Origin of the sequence: Citrobacter sp. Cs237 (assembly GCF_030332325.1) — a bacterium.
GTDB classification, from domain to species: domain Bacteria; phylum Pseudomonadota; class Gammaproteobacteria; order Enterobacterales; family Enterobacteriaceae; genus Citrobacter_A; species Citrobacter_A sedlakii.
Window position 1 is genome coordinate 331,915 of the sequence record NZ_JAOWIB010000093.1, and the last position, 20,201, is coordinate 352,115.

Below are 20,201 nucleotides of genomic sequence, written 5' to 3' on the forward strand. Positions count from 1 at the left end.
TTCTGTCAGTGCTGATATACTCGATGCGGTACAGATTGATGAACACGTTCAATACATGAACAGTCCAGGAGAATTTAAATGGCTGCCATTAACTCGAAAGTCAAAAAAGCCGTTATCCCGGTAGCGGGATTAGGAACCAGGATGTTACCGGCGACAAAAGCGATCCCGAAAGAGATGTTGCCGCTGGTTGATAAGCCATTAATTCAGTATGTCGTTAACGAATGTATTGCTGCGGGCATCACTGAAATTGTGCTGGTGACTCACTCTTCGAAAAATTCGATCGAAAACCATTTTGATACCAGTTTTGAACTGGAAGCGATGCTGGAAAAACGTGTTAAGCGTCAGCTGCTCGAAGAGGTACAGTCTATTTGCCCACCGCACGTAACGATTATGCAGGTACGTCAGGGGCTGGCAAAAGGGTTAGGTCATGCCGTATTGTGCGCGCATCCCGTCGTGGGTAACGAGCCTGTCGCGGTTATTCTGCCGGACGTTATTCTGGATGAGTACGAATCCGATCTCTCTCAGGATAACCTGGCCGAAATGATTCGCCGTTTTGACGAAACCGGTAATAGCCAGATTATGGTGGAGCCGGTCGATGACGTAACCGCTTATGGTGTCGTAGACTGCAAAGGCGTTGAATTAACCCCGGGCGAGAGCGTTCCGATGGTTGGCGTGGTAGAGAAGCCGAAAGCGGACGTCGCGCCGTCTAATCTGGCGATTGTGGGCCGTTATGTCCTGAGCGCAGATATCTGGCCACTGCTGGCGAAAACGCCTCCGGGAGCCGGTGACGAGATTCAGCTGACCGATGCAATCGACATGCTGATCGAAAAAGAAACCGTTGAAGCTTACCATATGAAAGGCAAGAGCCATGACTGTGGCAATAAATTAGGCTACATGCAGGCGTTTGTGGAATATGGTATCCGCCATAATTCTCTGGGTAGCGAATTTAAGGCCTGGCTTGAAGACGAAGTGGGTATTAAGCGGTAACCGGACGTTATAATTAACGTGATTAAGCGGCGCGGCACTCCAGCGCCGTTTTTTATGCGCCGCGTCTGGGGATTTTGGGAAATTACAGGCAAAAAAAATCCCGCGAGACGCGGGATTTCAGGCAAGTAAATACCGATTATTCCTTGATCAGGAAGTCTTCCAGCTGTTTACCTTGCTCTTCCATTGCTTTTTTGATCACTGCCGGAGTACGGCCCTGGCCGGTCCAGGTTTTGGTTTCGCCGTTTTCGTCTACGTAGCTATATTTAGCCGGACGTGCTGCACGTTTAGCTTTAGTGCCGGATTTAACCGCAGCCATGCTATTCAGCAGTTCATTCGGGTCAATGCCATCAGCAATCAGCATTTCGCGGTATTGCTGCAGTTTACGAGTGCGTTCTTCAACTTCAGCCGCTGCCGCGCTTTCTTCTTCACGACGCTCGTTAACAACAACTTCTAATTTTTCCAGCATTTCTTCCAGCGTTTCCAGGGTGCATTCTCTTGCCTGCGCACGAAGAGTACGGATGTTGTTCAGAATTTTAAGTGCTTCGCTCATTTTAGTAATCTCAAACTTATATTGGGGTGGTTTGTTGAGCTAATAATAGAGCGTTAAATTCAGATGTGCAATAGCCAGGAATGTAAGGAATTCAAAATTGCGCTTTATTTTTTGCCCCCAATTAATATCCGAACTTAAAATTTTCTTGAAGGAACGCACAAAAAAGAGCTTATTGGCAGAGCGGTTACTCCTTTTTTTACCCGACGGCGGACGGATTCAGCTCACATTTTATGTGGCGAAATAGTTACGCAATTCAGTGATTTCAACCTTTTGTATTAGTTTCCCACGGGGCTATACGCTATTACTTTGCAAGAGTTATGTAGAACAGTAACAATAAGTACAGGGTTTCCATTTAGCTGGCGTTGATAAGCGCTATTGATGTATATCGCGTCTGCAATATCGCAACAATGGGATTTGTCGCCTGATGTTTGTTCAATTGTTAATTCGTATTTTCCTTACGGTCGCCGTCGCAACGTGAACGCGCGGAAGGCGGAAGCGCGCATTCCGCATCCCGTTAACGCGCTATCCGACGCTGAACAACGGGAAATTATGGTACACTCGGCCCCGTCTTTATTCACTCTGGTGAGGGTCTGTGGCCGATGGCGCAGCTATATTTCTACTATTCAGCAATGAATGCAGGTAAGTCGACTGCCTTACTGCAATCTTCCTACAATTATCAGGAACGTGGGATGCGCACCGTCGTATATACCGCGGAAATAGACGACCGTTTTGGCGCAGGAAAAGTCAGTTCGCGTATAGGGTTGTCATCTCCTGCCAAATTGTTTAATCAACAATCATCTTTGTATGCAGAGATTGCCGCTGATAATACGCGCGAGCCGATACACTGTGTGCTGGTTGATGAATGTCAGTTTTTAACTCGCCAGCAGGTTTATGAATTATCGGAAGTTGTTGACCAACTCGACATTCCGGTGCTGTGTTACGGCTTGCGCACCGATTTTCGCGGTGAACTGTTTACGGGCAGTCAGTATCTGCTTGCATGGTCAGATAAGCTGGTTGAATTAAAAACGATCTGCTTCTGTGGTCGTAAGGCGAGCAGGGTATTACGCCTTGACCAGGCGGGCAGACCGTATAATGAAGGGGAGCAGGTGGTGATTGGCGGCAATGAGCGCTATGTCTCCGTTTGCCGTAAGCATTATAAAGAGGCGCTGGAAGAAGGCTCTCTGACGGCGATACAGGAACGTCACTGCCACCGTTAAGCTGCCCGCAGAGGGCGACTGAGGAGCCCTGACGGCATTCTTGTGAGCATGCGTGTGCAGTCGTGGATCAGCCATAAAAAAGCGGCCTCATCAGAGGCCGCTTTTAGTATGCTTTCGCAGAACTGCAATTAGGCGGATTTCTTCGCTTTTTTGTCAGCTTTTGGAGCCACAACGGCTTCAGCTTTTGCGGTTACGCCTTCGCTGAACTCACGACCGTAGTAGGTATCCAGCAGAATCTGTTTCAGCTCGGAGATCAGCGGGTAGCGCGGGTTAGCGCCGGTGCACTGGTCGTCGAAGGCATCTTCAGACAGCTTGTCAACGTGAGCCAGGAAGTCTGCTTCCTGAACGCCGGCTTCGCGGATAGACTTCGGAATACCCAGTTCAGCTTTCAGGCTTTCCAGCCAGGCCAACAGTTTCTCGATCTTCGCCGCTGTACGGTCGCCCGGTGCGCTCAGACCCAGATGGTCAGCGATTTCAGCATAACGACGACGCGCCTGCGGACGGTCGTACTGGCTGAATGCCGTCTGCTTGGTCGGGTTGTCGTTGGCGTTATAACGGATAACGTTGCTGATCAACAGGGCGTTCGCCAGACCGTGTGGAATGTGGAACTGGGAGCCCAGTTTGTGCGCCATGGAGTGGCACACGCCGAGGAAGGCGTTAGCAAATGCGATACCGGCAATGGTCGCGGCGCTGTGTACGCGTTCACGGGCAACCGGGTTTTTCGAACCTTCGTTGTAAGACGCCGGCAGGTTTTCTTTCAGCAGTTTCAGCGCCTGCAGCGCCTGACCGTCAGAGAACTCAGACGCCAGCACGGAAACGTAGGCTTCCAGGGCGTGAGTCACCGCATCCAGACCACCGAACGCACACAGTGACTTCGGCATATCCATCACCAGGTTAGCGTCGACAATCGCCATATCCGGCGTCAGCGCGTAGTCTGCCAGCGGATATTTCTGACCGGTCGCGTCGTCGGTTACCACCGCAAACGGCGTCACTTCTGAACCGGTACCGGACGTGGTGGTGACAGCGATCATTTTCGCTTTCACACCCATTTTCGGGAACTTATAGATACGTTTACGGATATCCATAAAGCGCAGCGCCAGTTCTTCGAAGTGAGTTTCCGGATGTTCGTACATTACCCACATGATTTTCGCCGCATCCATCGGGGAGCCGCCGCCCAGCGCGATGATCACGTCTGGTTTGAAAGAGTTGGCCAGTTCAGCGCCTTTACGTACAACGCTCAGGGTTGGGTCAGCTTCCACTTCAAAGAACACTTCGGTTTCAACGCCAGCCGCTTTCAGCACAGAGGTGATCTGGTCTGCATAGCCGTTGTTGAACAGGAAGCGGTCGGTCACGATGAGCGCACGTTTGTGGCCATCGGTAATCACTTCATCCAGCGCGATCGGCAGGGAGCCACGGCGGAAGTAGATAGATTTCGGAAGTTTGTGCCACAACATGTTTTCAGCTCGCTTAGCAACGGTTTTCTTGTTGATCAGGTGTTTTGGACCAACGTTTTCAGAGATGGAGTTACCACCCCATGAACCACAACCCAGCGTCAGGGACGGTGCGAGTTTAAAGTTGTACAGATCGCCGATACCGCCCTGGGAAGCCGGGGTGTTGATCAGGATACGGGCGGTTTTCATCATCTGACCGAAGTAAGCGACGCGTTCCGGCTGGTTGTCCTGGTCGGTGTACAGGCAGGAGGTATGACCGATACCGCCCATTGCCACCAGCTTCTCGGCTTTGTCCACCGCATCTTCGAAATCTTTCGCGCGGTACATTGCCAGGGTCGGGGACAGTTTTTCGTGTGCGAACGGCTCGCTTTCGTCAACCACTTTGACTTCGCCAATCAGGATTTTGGTGGTTGCCGGTACGGAGAAGCCTGCCAGTTCAGCGATTTTATATGCTGGCTGACCCACGATAGCGGCGTTCAGCGCGCCATTTTTCAGGATAACGTCCTGAACGGCTTTCAGCTCTTTGCCCTGCAGCATGTAGCCGCCGTGGCTGGCGAAGCGTTCGCGAACCGCATCATAAACAGAATCAACAACAACGACAGACTGCTCAGACGCACAGATAACGCCGTTATCAAAGGTTTTGGACATCAGCACGGACGCAACGGCACGTTTGATGTCGGCGGTTTCGTCGATAACAACAGGCGTGTTACCCGCGCCCACGCCGATGGCCGGTTTACCGGAGCTGTAGGCCGCTTTCACCATACCCGGACCGCCGGTCGCGAGGATTAGGTTGATGTCCGGGTGGTGCATCAGGGCGTTGGACAGCTCAACCGAAGGCTGGTCGATCCAGCCGATCAGATCTTTTGGCGCACCGGCAGCGATGGCCGCCTGCAGAACGATATCCGCCGCTTTGTTGGTGGCGTCTTTGGCACGCGGGTGCGGAGAGAAGATGATGGCGTTACGGGTCTTCAGGCTGATCAGCGATTTGAAGATAGCTGTGGAGGTTGGGTTAGTGGTCGGTACGATACCGCAGATGATACCGATCGGTTCAGCGATGGTAATCGTCCCGAAAGTGTCGTCTTCAGACAGCACACCACAGGTCTTTTCATCTTTATAGGCATTGTAGATGTATTCGGAAGCAAAGTGGTTTTTGATCACTTTATCTTCAACGATACCCATGCCGGATTCGGCTACGGCCATTTTGGCGAGGGGGATACGGGCATCTGCGGCTGCCAGAGCGGCGGCGCGGAAGATTTTGTCGACCTGTTCTTGAGTGAAACTGGCATATTCACGCTGGGCTTTTTTGACGCGCTCGACGAGTGCGTTAAGTTCAGCGACATTAGTAACAGCCATAATGCTCTCCTGATAATGTTAAACTTTTTTAGTAAATCATCTGCGCGATACGTGAGTATAGACAGAGGGCATAAGTTTGTATAACAACCGAAAAATCAAATGGTTACTTAACGTCCAGTTCGCTCTGATTTACTAAAAGAGCTTATACGTCAGCGTCATCTAACTCTAACGCGTTACTTCCAGGTGGCGTAAGCAAGGTTACTCACTTCTGAGTAGCGATTACGTGATCCAGATCAAAATTTCGCAAAGCTGACACCTTTCAGCAGGGCATTTTAGCGCTAAACGTTAAGTGTTGATTAATTGTATAGGTGAATGGTCTTTAAGTTAGCATAATTAATACATATTAATAACACTCAGGAAAGGGAGCAATTTTGCGTGAAGCAGGTGAAAAGTGCTGTGAAAAGGCGTATCTTCAGCACGGTTTTTACCCTTTACTCTTTGATTAACTTTATACGGCTAACGCTGCGGAGCTAACCGTGACTCAAACGCTGTTTGATTTTCCTGTTTATTTTAAATTTTTCATAGGGTTATTTGCGTTAGTGAACCCAGTCGGGATTATCCCCGTCTTTATCAGCATGACCAGCTACCAGACGGCGGCGGCACGTAATAAGACCAACCTGACGGCGAACCTGTCCGTTGCCATCATTTTGTGGACCTCTTTGTTCCTTGGCGATGGCATTCTCCAGGTCTTTGGCATTTCTATCGACTCATTCCGTATTGCTGGCGGCATTCTGGTCGTGACCATCGCCATGTCGATGATCAGCGGTAAGCTGGGGGAAGACAAACAGAACAAACAGGAAAAATCAGAAACGGCGATTCGGGAAAGCGTGGGCGTAGTGCCGCTGGCGCTGCCCTTGATGGCGGGGCCGGGGGCAATCAGTTCCACTATCGTCTGGGGAACCCGCTACCATAGCCTGATGTATTTGTTTGGCTTCTTTATTGCCATTGCGCTCTTCGCGCTTTGCTGCTGGGGATTGTTTCGCATGGCGCCGTGGCTGGTGCGCGTCCTCGGGCAAACCGGAATTAACGTGATTACGCGTATTATGGGTCTGCTGCTCATGGCGTTGGGCATCGAATTTATCGTTACCGGTATTAAGGCGATATTCCCCGGTCTGTTAAGTTAATACCTTTCAAATGAAAGAATAGGCGGAGCATTAATGGCTCCGTTTTTCTCCCGTCATTATTTTCACTTTCCGTTGCGCTTGTACTGCAGTCGTTCGTCTGCGGTATAGATACCATTTATTTATTGCATTGATTTAGCAGAGATTCTCTACAAAAGGCTGGTGCACAAGGTGTAAATTTTTTCACATCACAATCCGGGACTTGATGAAGGATTATTGAAATGTTATTAGTTATTTCAATGACCTCTCAGATGAATGTGCTAAATAATAAACAATTGTTAATTTTTTGTGCATTTGAGTTCATGGGTGAAAGCGCAGGATGTCAAAATCAGTTAATTATAGATTACATGTTATTTAACAGTGAGTTATGCGTTAATTCGCGGTTTTGATGCGTTCTGTTGGGGCGGTTTTTTTTCTACAAAAGAGAATTGCTTAACAAATCTGTAAATTGTATTGGCGGACGAGAAACGCATTTGTTACTTTCCGACACTCTATTTCTCAGCAGAATGTGCGTTGATGAGAATTAATATCAACACGCTTTTTGCCCGAATACGGCGCGCGTTTCTGACAGGGTAAGCGCGCAAAAAGAATCGACGTAAGGCGGTCGTTCGAATCGCCAGAATAAATAATAAAGTCGGTGATAGCAGGCAGTAAAGCACCTGACAGCAGAAAGTCTCCGGGGCTGATCAGGGATCCTTAGCGGGATTAACAGGCTGGTAATAAAACCAGTAATTATAATGAGGGAGTACAAACACAATGACCAACACGAAAAAAAGTTTAGTGGCCGCAGGGGTTCTCTCTGCGCTCCTCGCCGGAAATGCGGCAATGGCTGCGGTCGTTCCCCCAGGCGTGCAGCTGGCGGAAAAGCAAACGCTGGTGCGCAATAATGGCTCGGAAGTTCAGTCTCTCGATCCGCATAAAATCGAAGGGGTACCGGAATCCAACATCAGCCGCGACCTGTTCGAAGGGCTGATAATAAGCGACGTAGAGGGCAAACCCTCTCCCGGCGTGGCGGAAAAGTGGGACAATAAAGACTTTAAAGTCTGGACGTTCCATCTACGTAAAGATGCAAAATGGTCCGACGGCTCCCCAGTGACCGCTCAGGATTTCGTTTATAGCTGGCAGCGTCTGGCCGATCCCAACACCGCTTCGCCTTATGCCAGTTATCTGCAGTACGGACATATCGTGAATATTGACGATATCGTCGCCGGTAAAAAACCGGTGACCGATCTGGGCGTTAAAGCCCTCGACGATCATACTTTTGAAGTGACGCTGAGCGAGCCGGTGCCTTATTTCTATAAGCTGCTGGTGCATTCGTCTGTTTCTCCGGTACCGAAGGCGGTGGTTGAAAAATTCGGTGATAAGTGGACGCAGCCAGCGAATATAGTCAGTAACGGCGCTTACAAACTGAAGGACTGGGTGGTTAACGAGCGTATCGTCCTTGAGCGTAACCCCCAATACTGGGATAACGCCAAAACCGTTATTAATCAGGTCACCTACCTGCCGATCTCCTCAGAAGTCACTGATGTTAACCGCTACCGTAGCGGTGAAATCGACATGACCTACAACAACATGCCGATTGAACTGTTTCAGAAGCTGAAGAAAGAGATCCCGAACGAAGTACACGTTGACCCGTATTTGTGCACCTACTATTACGAAATCAATAACCAGAAAGCCCCGTTTACGGATGTGCGCGTGCGTACCGCGCTCAAGCTGGCGCTGGATCGCGATATCATCGTCAACAAAGTGAAAAACCAGGGCGACTTGCCAGCCTACAGCTTTACGCCGCCGTATACCGACGGGGCAAAACTGGTGGAGCCGGAATGGTTTGGCTGGACGCAGGAAAAGCGTAACGAAGAAGCGAAAAAACTGCTGGCTGAAGCCGGTTATACCGCCGATAAACCGCTGACCTTTAACTTGCTGTACAACACCTCCGATCTCCATAAGAAACTGGCCATTGCCGCCGCATCTATCTGGAAGAAAAATTTAGGCGTCAACGTGAAACTGGAAAACCAGGAGTGGAAAACCTTCCTGGATACGCGTCATCAGGGGAATTATGACGTTTCCCGCGCCGCCTGGTGTGCGGATTACAACGAGCCGACCTCTTTCCTGAATATGGTGCTGTCTGACAGTTCGAACAACACCACGCATTATAAGAGCCCGGCGTTTGACAAGATCATTGCCGATACGCTGAATGCACAAGATGACGCGCAGCGTTCTGAACTCTATGCTCAAGCCGAGCAGCAGTTGGATAAAGACTCTGCAATAGTGCCGGTGTTCTATTATGTCAACGCTCGCCTGGTTAAACCGTGGGTAGGGGGTTACACCGGTAAAGACCCGATGGATAATATTCACGTTAAAGACTTGTATATTATCAAGCATTAATGGCAAAGGGTGGGGCAGAATAGCGTGCCCCACTGTGTCTTTTATCGTCGACTATTACTACCTCGCTGCACACGTTCAGCATGGCGAGGTATAAAGGCACACGCCAGAAGGTACGGGCAATGTTGAAATTTATCTTACGCCGCTGTCTGGAAGCGATTCCGACGCTATTTATTCTTATTACCATTTCGTTCTTTATGATGCGTCTGGCGCCGGGGAGTCCTTTCACCGGCGAGCGCGCATTGCCGGCAGAAGTGCTGGCGAATATCGAAGCGAAATATCATCTCAACGATCCCATCATGACCCAATATTTCAGCTATCTGAAACAACTGGCGCATGGGGATTTTGGTCCTTCATTTAAATACAAAGATTACACCGTTAACGATCTGGTGGCGTCGAGTTTCCCGGTTTCGGCGAAACTGGGCGCGGCGGCTTTCCTGTTAGCGGTGATCCTCGGCGTTAGCGCGGGCGTTATCGCGGCGCTTAAGCAAAATACGCGCTGGGATTACATGGTGATGGGGGTGGCAATGACCGGCGTCGTCATCCCGAGCTTTGTGGTCGCGCCGCTTCTGGTGATGATATTTGCCTTCACGCTGCACTGGCTGCCGGGCGGCGGCTGGAATGGCGGGGCGCTGAAATTTATGATCCTGCCAATGGTCGCCTTATCGCTGGCCTATATCGCCAGCATCGCCCGTATTACCCGCGGTTCGATGATTGAAGTTCTGCACTCCAACTTCATTCGCACCGCACGGGCGAAAGGGCTGCCGATGCGACGCATCATTTTTCGCCATGCGCTGAAACCGGCGCTGTTACCGGTGCTTTCATACATGGGACCGGCCTTTGTCGGCATCATCACCGGCTCAATGGTCATTGAAACTATCTATGGCCTGCCCGGCATCGGCCAGCTTTTTGTGAATGGCGCGCTGAACCGTGACTATTCGCTGGTGCTAAGCCTGACGATTCTGGTAGGGACGTTAACCATCGTATTCAATGCGATTGTCGATGTGCTGTATGCCGTGATCGACCCGAAAATCCGTTACTGAGACTGGAGCTCGCGATGATGTTAAGTAAGAAAAACAGCGAGGCGCTGGAGAATTTCAGTGAAAAGCTGGAGGTCGAAGGGCGCAGCCTGTGGCAGGATGCCCGCCGACGCTTTATGCATAACCGTGCGGCGGTTGCCAGTCTGGTTGTTCTGGTCATTATTGCCTTGTTCGTCACGCTGGCGCCAATGCTGTCATCGTTCACCTATTTTGATACCGACTGGGGAATGATGTCGAGCGCGCCGGACGTTGAGTCCGGACACTATTTCGGCACCGACTCGTCCGGTCGCGACCTGCTAGTGCGCGTGGCGATTGGCGGACGTATTTCTCTGATGGTGGGGATCGCCGCTGCGCTGGTGGCGGTGATTGTGGGGACGCTATACGGCTCGCTTTCCGGCTATCTCGGCGGCAAAGTGGATTCGGTGATGATGCGCCTGCTGGAAATCCTCAACTCCTTCCCGTTTATGTTCTTCGTGATCCTGCTGGTCACCTTCTTTGGACAAAATATCCTGCTGATTTTTGTGGCTATCGGCATGGTCTCCTGGCTGGACATGGCGCGTATCGTGCGCGGTCAGACGCTGAGCCTGAAGCGTAAAGAGTTTATCGAGGCCGCTCAGGTGGGCGGCGTTTCCACGACGAATATCGTTATCCGCCACATTGTGCCCAACGTGCTTGGGGTGGTGGTGGTCTACGCGTCGTTGCTGGTGCCAAGCATGATCCTGTTTGAATCTTTCCTTAGTTTCCTGGGATTGGGAACCCAGGAGCCGCTGAGCAGTTGGGGCGCGTTATTAAGCGACGGCGCGAACTCAATGGAAGTTTCGCCGTGGTTGCTGCTGTTTCCGGCAGGATTCCTGGTGGTGACGTTGTTTTGTTTTAACTTTATTGGCGATGGCTTGCGTGATGCCCTCGACCCGAAAGACCGTTAAGGAGCGCAGCCATGAGCGTAATTGAAACAGCAACCGCGCCGCTCGCGGAGCAACGGGCTAACGCACTGCTGGACGTACAGGATCTCCGCGTGACCTTCAGTACGCCGGACGGTGACGTCACTGCCGTAAACGATCTGAACTTTACCCTGCGTGCCGGGGAAACCTTAGGAATTGTCGGCGAGTCCGGCTCAGGCAAATCGCAGACCGCGTTTGCGCTGATGGGGCTGCTGGCCCCCAATGGCCGGATTGGCGGATCGGCAAAGTTCAATGGCAGTGAGATCCTTAATCTACCCGAACGGGAATTGAACAAACTGCGCGCCGAGCAAATTTCGATGATCTTCCAGGACCCAATGACCTCGCTGAACCCTTATATGCGCGTTGGGGAGCAGCTAATGGAAGTGCTGATGCTGCATAAAGGAATGCGCAAAGCTGAGGCATTTGAAGAGTCGGTGCGAATGCTGGATGCCGTCAAAATGCCGGAAGCCCGCAAGCGCATGAGAATGTTTCCCCATGAGTTTTCCGGCGGCATGCGTCAGCGCGTCATGATCGCGATGGCGTTGCTGTGTCGACCAAAACTGCTGATCGCCGATGAACCGACCACCGCGCTGGACGTGACCGTGCAGGCGCAAATCATGACCCTGCTCAATGATCTGAAGCGGGAATTCAATACGGCAATCATTATGATTACCCACGATCTTGGCGTTGTGGCGGGTATTTGCGACAAAGTGCTGGTGATGTATGCGGGGCGCACTATGGAGTACGGCGCAGCGCGCGACGTCTTTTACCGTCCCGTTCACCCCTATTCCATCGGCTTGCTTAACGCGGTGCCGCGTCTGGATGGCGAAGGCGAAGAGATGTTAACGATTCCCGGCAACCCGCCAAACCTGTTGCGTTTGCCGAAAGGCTGCCCGTTTCAGCCGCGCTGTCCCTACGCGATGGAGATATGCAGCAGCGCGCCGCCGCTCGACGAGTTCAGCCCGGGTCGCCTGCGCGCCTGCTTTAAACCGGTGGAGGAACTGGTATGAATGCTGTAGATGAAAAACGTAAAGTCCTCCTCGAAATTGCCGATCTGAAGGTTCATTTCGCGATTAAAGACGGCAAGCAGTGGTTCTGGCAGCCGTCAAAAACGCTGAAGGCGGTGGATGGCGTGACGCTGCGGCTGTACGAAGGCGAAACGCTGGGCGTCGTGGGGGAGTCGGGCTGTGGAAAATCGACCTTCGCAAGGGCGATTATTGGTCTCGTGAAAGCGACCGATGGCAAAGTGGCCTGGCTGGGAAAAGATCTGCTGGGTATGAAAGCGGAAGAATGGCGCAACGTGCGCAGCGATATCCAGATGATTTTTCAGGATCCACTGGCGTCGCTGAACCCACGCATGACCATCGGAGAAATTATCGCTGAACCGCTGCGCACCTATCATCCGGCGCTACCGCGGCAGGACGTACGCGAACGGGTCAAGGCGATGATGATGAAAGTGGGGTTGCTGCCAAATCTCATCAACCGTTACCCGCACGAGTTTTCCGGCGGTCAGTGCCAGCGTATCGGTATTGCGCGTGCGCTGATCCTGGAGCCAAAGCTCATTATCTGCGACGAGCCGGTTTCGGCACTCGACGTCTCCATCCAGGCGCAGGTGGTAAATCTGCTGCAACAATTGCAGCGTGAAATGGGGTTGTCGCTGATATTTATCGCCCATGACCTGGCGGTGGTGAAGCATATCTCCGACCGCGTACTGGTGATGTATCTGGGGCATGCGGTAGAGCTGGGGACCTACGATGAGGTGTATCACAACCCGCTGCACCCCTATACTAAAGCGTTGATGTCTGCCGTGCCGATCCCCGATCCCGATCGGGAAAAAAACAAGACCATCCAACTGCTGGAAGGGGAATTGCCTTCGCCAATTAACCCGCCTTCCGGCTGTGTATTTCGCACCCGTTGCCCGATCGCCGGGCCGGAGTGCGCAAAAACACGCCCGGTGCTGGAAGGCAGTTTCCGACATGCTGTTTCCTGCCTGAAAGTAGACCCGTTATAATTGCCAGGGCTGATATCACGTCAGCCCTGTTTTTTATTGTGAGGTTACCGTGTCACTTTCTTTATCGTCGATTCGGCGTCGTCTTTACCACACCTTATTTGATCTGAATACCCGCTCGGGGCGGCGCTTTGAAGGTCTGTGCGCGCTGTTTGCGCTGATCAGCGTGGTCATTATTTTTGTCGAATCGGGACTGGGAACCCAGTATCACCTGACCTATGACGAATGGCATCTTTTTGTCTGGCTGGAACTGTTCGTCACGCTAATTTTCACCGTCGAATATTTGCTGCGTCTGCTCAGTTGGCCGAACCCGGCAAAATATGTGTTCAGTTTTTGGGGAATAATTGATTTAGCCACCATACTGCCGCTCTACGTTATGTGGCTATGGCCGGAGATCAGCCTGAATTATGTCTTTGCCTGGCGCGCCATGCGGGCGATCCGCGTATTGCGTATCTTAAAGCTGCTGCGCTTTATGCCTTCTTTGCGCGTATTTTGGCAGGCAATTGTCAGCGCGCGGCATCAGTTGATTCTGTTTTATTCTTTCATCGCCATCGTCATGATTATTTTCGGCACGCTGATGTATCTCATCGAGGGGCCGAAATACGGTTTTACTACGCTGAACGCTTCTGTCTACTGGGCGATAGTGACGGTCACCACCGTCGGATATGGCGATATCACGCCACATACGCCGCTTGGGCGGATTGTTGCCTCGCTGTTGATCCTGATTGGCTATTCGGTGATTGCTATCCCAACCGGCTTAATTACTACCCATATGAGTACCGCGTTTCAAAAGGATAATCAGCCGCGCAAGTGTCCGCACTGCCAGCAAAGCAAGCACGAAAACAGCGCGCGGTATTGCAACCACTGTGGCAGTAAATTACCGGGGTAAGGGAAGAACGCCGGAAAGCGGGCGGCTTTCCGGCATGACGGAGGGTTATTCGCGCCAGAGAATATGGCAGAGCTTATGGTCTTTTTCGCGACACAGGAGAACGCGGGCAAAAATATCGTTAATCTCGCCGTCTTCACTGTCGGCAAGCCCAATCACTACCTCGGCAAAGAAATCAGGATTCAGGTCGTAATCGACGTGTTCCTGCCAGTCTTCAGACGGATCAAACAATTCCGCTCCACCGCGTTCTTCGAACTGTAAATTGAACAGAATTATGTCTGCCGGGTCGAGGTTATCGGCCGCCAGTTCGAGAAAAATATCGTAAGCCTGCTCAAGCGTTTCATCTTCAGTCAGGCGATTGTTCAGATCCATATCCATAATGACTACCTGTTTACCTACTATTGGGCACGTTTTACAGCAATGGACTGAAGAAGTAAAACAGTCGCTCGGCAATCCGCTGCCAGAGTGGGCGTTTTACCCACAAACGGGCATCCAGCAACCGCGAGCGGGAGATATAGTCGTCCTGCACCGCGGCGAGATCGCCGCCGAATCCGGCATCATCGATCACCAGCGTGATTTCGAAATTCAGCCACAGGCTGCGCATATCCAGATTGACCGTACCGACAAGACTCAGCTCACCGTCCACCAGGACGCTTTTGGTATGTAACAGGCCGCCTTCGAACTGATAGATTTTGACGCCTGCCGCCAGCAGTTCGCTAAAGAACGCGCGGCTGGCCCAGCCAACCAGCAGGGAATCGTTCTTGCGGGGAAGAATTATGCTGACGTCCACGCCGCGCTGGGCGGCGGTACAGATGGCGTGCAGCAAATCGTCGCTGGGCACGAAGTAGGGCGTCGTCATGATCAAATATTCACGTGCGGAATATGCGGCGGTCAGCAGCGCCTGATGAATCAAATCCTCCGGGAAGCCGGGGCCGGATGCAATGGTGTGGATCGTGTGACCGCTGGCCTGCTCGAAAGGCATAATATTGACGTCCGGCGGCGGGGGCAAAATGCGCTTGCCGGTTTCGATCTCCCAGTCGCAGGAGTAGACGATGCCCATCGCAGTCGCAACCGGACCTTCCATGCGCGCCATTAAGTCCACCCACTGGCCGACGCCGGCGTCTTGTTTGAAGTAGCGCGGATCCACCATATTCATGCTGCCGGTATAGGCAATGTAGTTGTCAATCATCACCATTTTACGGTGCTGACGCAGGTCCATGCGCCGCAGGAAGACGCGAAGCAGGTTCACCTTGAGCGCTTCAACCACTTCTATCCCGGCGTTACGCATCATCGCCGCCCATGGGCTGCGGAAGAACGCCACGCTGCCAGCGGAGTCGAGCATCAGACGGCAGTGAATGCCGCGACGCGCGGCCGCCATCAGCGACTCCGCAACCTGATCGGCCATGCCGCCCGGCTGCCAGATATAAAAGACCATCTCGATGTTATGCCGCGCCAACTGGATGTCCCGGATCAGCGCCTGCATCACATCGTCGGTGTCGGTCAGCAACTGGAGCTGGTTGCCCTTGACGCCGGCAATGCCCTGGCGACGTTCGCAAAGTTTAAACAGCGAGGACGCCACGCTGCTGTTTTCTTCGGCGAAAATGTGTTTGCAGGATTTGAGATCGTTTAACCATTTGGCCGTGGAAGGCCACATTGCCCGCGCGCGTTCAGCGCGACGTTTGCCTAAGTGAAGTTCTCCAACGGAAAGATAAGCGATGATCCCGACCAGCGGCAGTATATAAATGATCAGCAGCCAGGCCATGGCGGAAGGCACCGCGCGTCGTTTCATTAATATACGTAATGTTACACCGGCAATGAGCACCCAGTAGCCCAGAATGACCAGCCAACTCACCACCGTGTAGAAGGTTGTCATAGTTTAAAAATCCTTTTGAAAGCGCATTGTTAAGAGTTTACGCGTCAGGATTAATCTGGCAAATAAAAACGCGGGAAAAGCGCTAGCCTGCCTGGCGACGAGGCGTATAATGCAGACTCTTGCACTGTAAGAGTAAGTCACATGAAGCGGAGTAGAACGGAAGTGGGACGCTGGCGTATGCTGCGTCAGGCCAGTCGCCGAAAAGCGCGTTGGCTTGAAGGGCAGTCACGTCGCAATATGCGGATCCACTCAATCAGAAAGTGTATCCTCAACCATCAGCGTAACGCGCTGCTGTTTGCGATCCACAGCGTCTGAGCAACACGGGCACCGCCTGCGGTGCCCAAAGAACCACGGTTTAAAACGTTTTCTTATAGGGCTTAACCGACACCTGGGCATACACCCCGGCGGCCACATACGGATCGGCTTCCGCCCACTTTTGCGCGTCTTCCAGTGAATCAAATTCTGCAATGACCGTTGAGCCGGTAAAACCCGCCGCACCCGGATCGTTGCTGTCGACCGCGGGCATTGGACCTGCGGTCAACAAACGACCTTCATCGCGAAGCAACTGCAGACGCGCCAGATGAGCAGGGCGGACGGAAAGGCGTTTTTCCAGCGAATCGGCGTGATCCTGAGCATAGATAACATAAAGCACGTATAAGGCTCCTTAATCAGAAACGTCATGGGACGCAAACAGGCAAATCGAGTGTGTAAATACGTTATTGGAAAGGTCACCTGACTGCAACGCAAAGATGTCAGCTTTGTTAAGGCCACAGCGATAGCAAGGATTTTTTCGCCAGAATTTGGTTTTTAAATGCCGCCGACCGTGATGCCTTATTGAATATGATTGCTATTTGCATTTAAAATTGAGGTCTGGTTTTTCAACTGAAACGATTATGACTTCAATGACCCTTGATTTACCTCGTCGCTTCCCCTGGCCGACGCTGCTCTCTGTTGCCATTCATGGCGCGCTGGTTGCGGGACTCTTATATACCTCGGTACATCAGGTTATTGAACTGCCCGCGCCTGCGCAGCCTATCTCCGTAACGATGGTCTCTCCGGCAGACCTGGAACCGCCTCAGGCGGTTCAGCCGCCGCCGCAACCGGTCGTTGAGCCTGAACCCGAGCCGGAACCTGAAATTACCCCCGAACCGCCAAAAGAAGCGCCGGTGGTGATCGAAAAACCGAAACCCAAGCCAAAGCCGAAACCCAAACCGAAGCCGGTGAAAAAGGTCGAGGAGCAGCCGAAACGGGACGTTAAGCCCGCGGAGCCGCGTCCGGCATCACCGTTTGACACTAACGCGTCTGCGCGTCCGACGACCCGTAGCGCGGCGGCAACCAGCAAACCTGCTGTCGCCGTGCCGTCAGGACCGCGCGCCCTGCGCCGTAATCAGCCGCAGTATCCGGCGCGCGCGCAGGCGTTACGTATTGAAGGGCGGGTGAAGGTGAAATTTGATGTGACTGCAGACGGTCGGGTGGACAATGTGCAAATTCTTTCTGCCCAACCTGCCAATATGTTCGAGCGTGAAGTGAAGAATGCGATGCGCAGATGGCGCTACGAAGCGGGTAAACCCGGTTCTGGGCTGGTGGTCAATATTGTCTTCCGTCTGAACGGCACCACACAGATCGAGTAATGAATCGTATAAATCCGCAGCCGGAGGACAGTACACCGTCCTCCGGCACTGTTGAGGCAGGTTTCCGATATCAGTCCTGCACCGGCAGCGGGCGCGGCTTTCCGTCCGGATCAACCGCAACATAGATAAACAGCGCTTCGGTTGCTTTGTAGCGCTGGCCAATGGGCTCTGACGCCACTTTCTTCACCCAGACTTCAATATTAATACTCACCGAGGTGGTTCCGCGCTTCACGCAGCGCGCGTAACAGCACACGACATCGCCCACGGCTACCGGGCGCAGAAAGCTCATTCCTTCCACGCGGACGGTTACCACGCGGCCATGAGCAATCTCTTTCGCCTGAATCGCGCCGCCAATATCCATTTGTGACATCAGCCAGCCGCCAAAAATATCGCCATTGGCGTTTGTGTCGGCGGGCATGGCCAGTGTGCGTAAAACCAGTTCGCCCTGAGGGACGTTAGTTGTTGTTGTCATGGTAAAACCGAGTAGAGAGAAAAAATTCCAGCCGCGATGCTACTATGATTTTCGCATGGATAACAGAGGGGAAACGCCCGCGAGGCGGGCGTTGGAGAGATTAAAATGACATGGTGACGCCAGCGTAATATGCCCGGCCTGGTTCGTTGTAGGTCGACGCGCCGTCGTTTTCACGATAAATCTGCTTATCGAACAGGTTACTGATGCCCGCATTAAGTCGCAGATTCTTTGTCATCTGATAATTCGCGCCAATGCCGACAATCGCGTAGGCGCCGATTTCTTTATCCGACATTGCGCCGGTCTCGTTACGCGTTTCGGCGTACTCACGCGGTTTCTGACGGCCATACTGCGTCCACTGGAGGTTTGTCGAGAATTTATCGTTAACCTGCCAGTCCAGCATGGTATTGATCGTGTACTTAGGAATAACCGACAGTGGGTTACCGGTGTCCTTATTTTCCGATTTGATCATGTAGGTCGCATTGGTGCGCCAGCTCAGGGTGTCCGGCAGCAGCGGGATCACCACGTTACCTTCCAGACCTTCGACTATTGCTTTGCCGCCGTTTTCCCACTGCAGAATGTTGTTGCCGTTAGAGGCGTAGCCGATGATGTCCGTTCCCGAAACAATCTTATTTTTGTAGTCGTTACGGAACCAGGTTATGCCCGCATCCCAGCCGTCATAGTTAAATTCAAGACCGATCTCTTTATTGATGCTGATTTCCGGATCCAGGTCCGGGTTGCCCAGCAGGTAGCAACTGCCCGTGGCGATATTATTCGGGCAGCCGTTGCCGCGTGTGGACAGCAGATAGCCTTCGCTGGACTGATACAGGTTTGGCGCTTTGAAGACCCGCGCAATCCCGGCTTTTAGCTTAAACATGTCGCCAAGCTCCTGGGACATGTTCAGGCTGGGGCTCCAGTTACTGCCGAAGTCGTTGTGATAGTCAAAGCGGATCCCCGGGATGATGTCCGTTCCTGGGCGCGCCTGGATGTTATCTTCAAGATAAATACCGGTCAGGGTGGCGCTGTTTTTCGTGCTACGGTCAGAAGCGTCGCCGGAGACATTGCCAATCTGCACGCCGGATGCGCTGGTCGCCTGCATCGATGCCGGATCGTTTAGTTCATCGCGGCTCCATTCGGCCCCAAGGGTCAGGGTTTGATCGACCAGCCAGAAGACCGGAATGTTCAGTTCGCCAGAAGAACGATACGACTCCAGGCGGCTGGTGGAGTAATCGGTATTATTGATCATTCCCTCCACTTTCCCGGTCGAGCCTTCCTGCATCCGCGTATTATTGGTTTTTTCGTAATAGACGCCGAATTTTGACTGTCCCCAGTCCCAGATCCCGTTATGGGTTAAGCCCCATGACTGACGGTACATCCGGTTAGTTTCTTCACCGTATAGCGTGTTGACCAGACCATTAGGGCTGACGTTGCTGTTACTGTACTGAGTGTCGCCTGCGTAAATATTCCCCTGACGGCTGTAGCTGTAGTCAAAATCGACAATCTGCTGCGGCGTCAGTTTCCAGGAGAGCAGGGCATTAATATCTTTGTTGCGTACCCCTTCACGTCCGGCGGCATAGGAGCCGTTTTGTTGGGTATTGATGTCCGCGGCGTCGGCGTCGGTTTTGTTAATGTTTCCGTACAGGCGCATCGTCAGTACATCGTCAATGAGCGGCCCACTCAGGTTGAAGTTTGCGCGCTTGGTCGCGCCTTCTTTATTGTTCTCGGGCTGGTTGGTATAGAGAGAAAGCGAGCCGTGCCAGTCGTTTGTTGGCTGTTTGGTGATGATATTCACCACGCCGCCAGCGGCGCCAGAGCCGTAGCGTGCCGCCGCCGGGCCGCGCAGAACCTCAATGCGCTCAACCATTTCCGCAGGCACCCAGTTGGTATCACCCCGGGTGTCCCGCTCGCCGCGCCAGCTATAGCGTACCGAGTTTCTGGACGTTACCGGTACGCCGTCAATCAAAATAAGGGTGTTTTCCGGACCCATACCGCGAATGTCTATCTGACGGTTATTGCCCCGGCTGCCGCTGGCGCTGTTACCCGTCAGGTTAACCCCCGGCATAGTGCGAATAATATCGGAGAGATCGTTAACGGGAGGGTGTTTTTCAATGTCTTTGGCGGTAATGACAGACACCCCTGGCTGCTGCTTAAGGGCTTCTTCGGCGGTGGCCTGCACGACCATGGTTTCACCGTCATTCATCGCGTCGTCTGCAGCGAACGCATTTCCACTCAATGCTGCGGCAATCAAGAGCGCCAGAGGGCGCGGAGAGCTTTTTATTATCGAAATCATCA

The 20,201-nt window shown here is 52.6% G+C and carries 18 protein-coding genes; 11 read left to right on the top strand and 7 right to left on the bottom strand.

Annotated features, from left to right (window positions below; genetic code table 11):
* The first annotated feature begins 78 nt into the window (after nucleotides 1-78).
* Nucleotides 79-987 (top strand): UTP--glucose-1-phosphate uridylyltransferase GalU, encoded by a 909-nt coding sequence (gene galU / locus OGY07_RS06005; protein WP_042283556.1) that lies wholly within the window; start codon nucleotides 79-81, stop codon nucleotides 985-987.
* 136 nt (nucleotides 988-1,123) lie between these two features.
* Here galU and hns read toward each other — a convergent pair whose 3' ends face one another.
* On the bottom strand, nucleotides 1,124-1,537 hold the full coding sequence (hns, locus tag OGY07_RS06010; protein ID WP_012906011.1) for a histone-like nucleoid-structuring protein H-NS: 414 nt from the start codon (nucleotides 1,535-1,537) through the stop codon (nucleotides 1,124-1,126).
* Between the two features lie 599 nt (nucleotides 1,538-2,136).
* On the opposite strand from hns, the gene tdk reads away from it, so the two are divergent.
* The gene (gene tdk / locus OGY07_RS06015; protein WP_042283545.1) at nucleotides 2,137-2,754 is read left to right on the top strand and encodes a thymidine kinase; all 618 of its coding nucleotides are present in this window, start codon (nucleotides 2,137-2,139) and stop codon (nucleotides 2,752-2,754) included.
* Nucleotides 2,755-2,882: 128 nt separating this feature from the next.
* Here tdk and adhE read toward each other — a convergent pair whose 3' ends face one another.
* Nucleotides 2,883-5,558 carry a bifunctional acetaldehyde-CoA/alcohol dehydrogenase gene (gene adhE / locus OGY07_RS06020; RefSeq protein WP_211935676.1) on the bottom strand — a complete coding sequence of 892 codons (2,676 nt, stop codon included), beginning with the start codon at nucleotides 5,556-5,558 and terminating at the stop codon, nucleotides 2,883-2,885.
* A gap of 476 nt (nucleotides 5,559-6,034) precedes the next feature.
* Here adhE and OGY07_RS06025 point away from each other — a divergent pair, with 476 nt between their 5' ends.
* The 7 genes from OGY07_RS06025 (at nucleotide 6,035) to OGY07_RS06055 (ending at nucleotide 13,939) form a co-directional block, all read left to right on the top strand.
* Nucleotides 6,035-6,682 carry a YchE family NAAT transporter gene (locus OGY07_RS06025; RefSeq protein ID WP_042283539.1) on the top strand — a complete coding sequence of 216 codons (648 nt, stop codon included), beginning with the start codon at nucleotides 6,035-6,037 and terminating at the stop codon, nucleotides 6,680-6,682.
* Between the two features lie 753 nt (nucleotides 6,683-7,435).
* Nucleotides 7,436-9,064, top strand: coding sequence for an oligopeptide ABC transporter substrate-binding protein OppA (gene oppA, locus OGY07_RS06030; protein ID WP_286599299.1), 1,629 nt, complete (start codon nucleotides 7,436-7,438; stop codon nucleotides 9,062-9,064).
* Nucleotides 9,065-9,183: 119 nt separating this feature from the next.
* Nucleotides 9,184-10,104 carry an oligopeptide ABC transporter permease OppB gene (oppB, locus tag OGY07_RS06035; protein WP_286599301.1) on the top strand — a complete coding sequence of 307 codons (921 nt, stop codon included), beginning with the start codon at nucleotides 9,184-9,186 and terminating at the stop codon, nucleotides 10,102-10,104.
* Nucleotides 10,105-10,118: 14 nt separating this feature from the next.
* Nucleotides 10,119-11,027: an oligopeptide ABC transporter permease OppC gene (gene oppC / locus OGY07_RS06040; RefSeq protein ID WP_060571308.1), complete on the top strand. Its 909-nt coding sequence runs from the start codon at nucleotides 10,119-10,121 to the stop codon at nucleotides 11,025-11,027.
* Between the two features lie 11 nt (nucleotides 11,028-11,038).
* Nucleotides 11,039-12,052: an ABC transporter ATP-binding protein gene (locus tag OGY07_RS06045; RefSeq protein ID WP_286599303.1), complete on the top strand. Its 1,014-nt coding sequence runs from the start codon at nucleotides 11,039-11,041 to the stop codon at nucleotides 12,050-12,052.
* Nucleotides 12,049-13,053, top strand: a complete 1,005-nt coding sequence (gene oppF / locus OGY07_RS06050) for a murein tripeptide/oligopeptide ABC transporter ATP-binding protein OppF (RefSeq protein ID WP_042283516.1) — start codon at nucleotides 12,049-12,051, stop codon at nucleotides 13,051-13,053. Before OGY07_RS06045 ends, oppF begins: the two co-directional genes overlap by 4 nt.
* A 49-nt stretch (nucleotides 13,054-13,102) precedes the next feature.
* Entirely contained in the window at nucleotides 13,103-13,939 is an 837-nt protein-coding gene (locus tag OGY07_RS06055) for an ion transporter (protein WP_286599306.1), read from the top strand.
* 45 nt (nucleotides 13,940-13,984) lie between these two features.
* Here OGY07_RS06055 and OGY07_RS06060 read toward each other — a convergent pair whose 3' ends face one another.
* The gene (locus tag OGY07_RS06060; RefSeq protein ID WP_042283511.1) at nucleotides 13,985-14,314 is read right to left on the bottom strand and encodes an HI1450 family dsDNA-mimic protein; all 330 of its coding nucleotides are present in this window, start codon (nucleotides 14,312-14,314) and stop codon (nucleotides 13,985-13,987) included.
* A gap of 34 nt (nucleotides 14,315-14,348) precedes the next feature.
* The gene (gene cls / locus OGY07_RS06065; protein WP_042283506.1) at nucleotides 14,349-15,809 is read right to left on the bottom strand and encodes a cardiolipin synthase; all 1,461 of its coding nucleotides are present in this window, start codon (nucleotides 15,807-15,809) and stop codon (nucleotides 14,349-14,351) included.
* Between the two features lie 141 nt (nucleotides 15,810-15,950).
* Here cls and OGY07_RS06070 point away from each other — a divergent pair, with 141 nt between their 5' ends.
* Entirely contained in the window at nucleotides 15,951-16,124 is a 174-nt protein-coding gene (locus tag OGY07_RS06070) for a YciY family protein (protein WP_131729057.1), read from the top strand.
* Between the two features lie 40 nt (nucleotides 16,125-16,164).
* Here the strand turns inward: OGY07_RS06070 and OGY07_RS06075 are convergent, their stop codons facing one another.
* Nucleotides 16,165-16,461, bottom strand: a complete 297-nt coding sequence (locus tag OGY07_RS06075; protein ID WP_042283503.1) for a YciI family protein — start codon at nucleotides 16,459-16,461, stop codon at nucleotides 16,165-16,167.
* A gap of 250 nt (nucleotides 16,462-16,711) precedes the next feature.
* On the opposite strand from OGY07_RS06075, the gene tonB reads away from it, so the two are divergent.
* Nucleotides 16,712-17,440: a TonB system transport protein TonB gene (tonB, locus tag OGY07_RS06080; protein ID WP_205612156.1), complete on the top strand. Its 729-nt coding sequence runs from the start codon at nucleotides 16,712-16,714 to the stop codon at nucleotides 17,438-17,440.
* A gap of 70 nt (nucleotides 17,441-17,510) precedes the next feature.
* Here the strand turns inward: tonB and yciA are convergent, their stop codons facing one another.
* Together yciA and OGY07_RS06090 are read right to left on the bottom strand one after the other, a co-directional pair.
* Nucleotides 17,511-17,912, bottom strand: a complete 402-nt coding sequence (gene yciA / locus OGY07_RS06085; protein WP_042283498.1) for an acyl-CoA thioester hydrolase YciA — start codon at nucleotides 17,910-17,912, stop codon at nucleotides 17,511-17,513.
* Between the two features lie 100 nt (nucleotides 17,913-18,012).
* Entirely contained in the window at nucleotides 18,013-20,199 is a 2,187-nt protein-coding gene (locus OGY07_RS06090; protein ID WP_286599309.1) for a TonB-dependent siderophore receptor, read from the bottom strand.
* Nucleotides 20,200-20,201 lie beyond the last annotated feature (2 nt).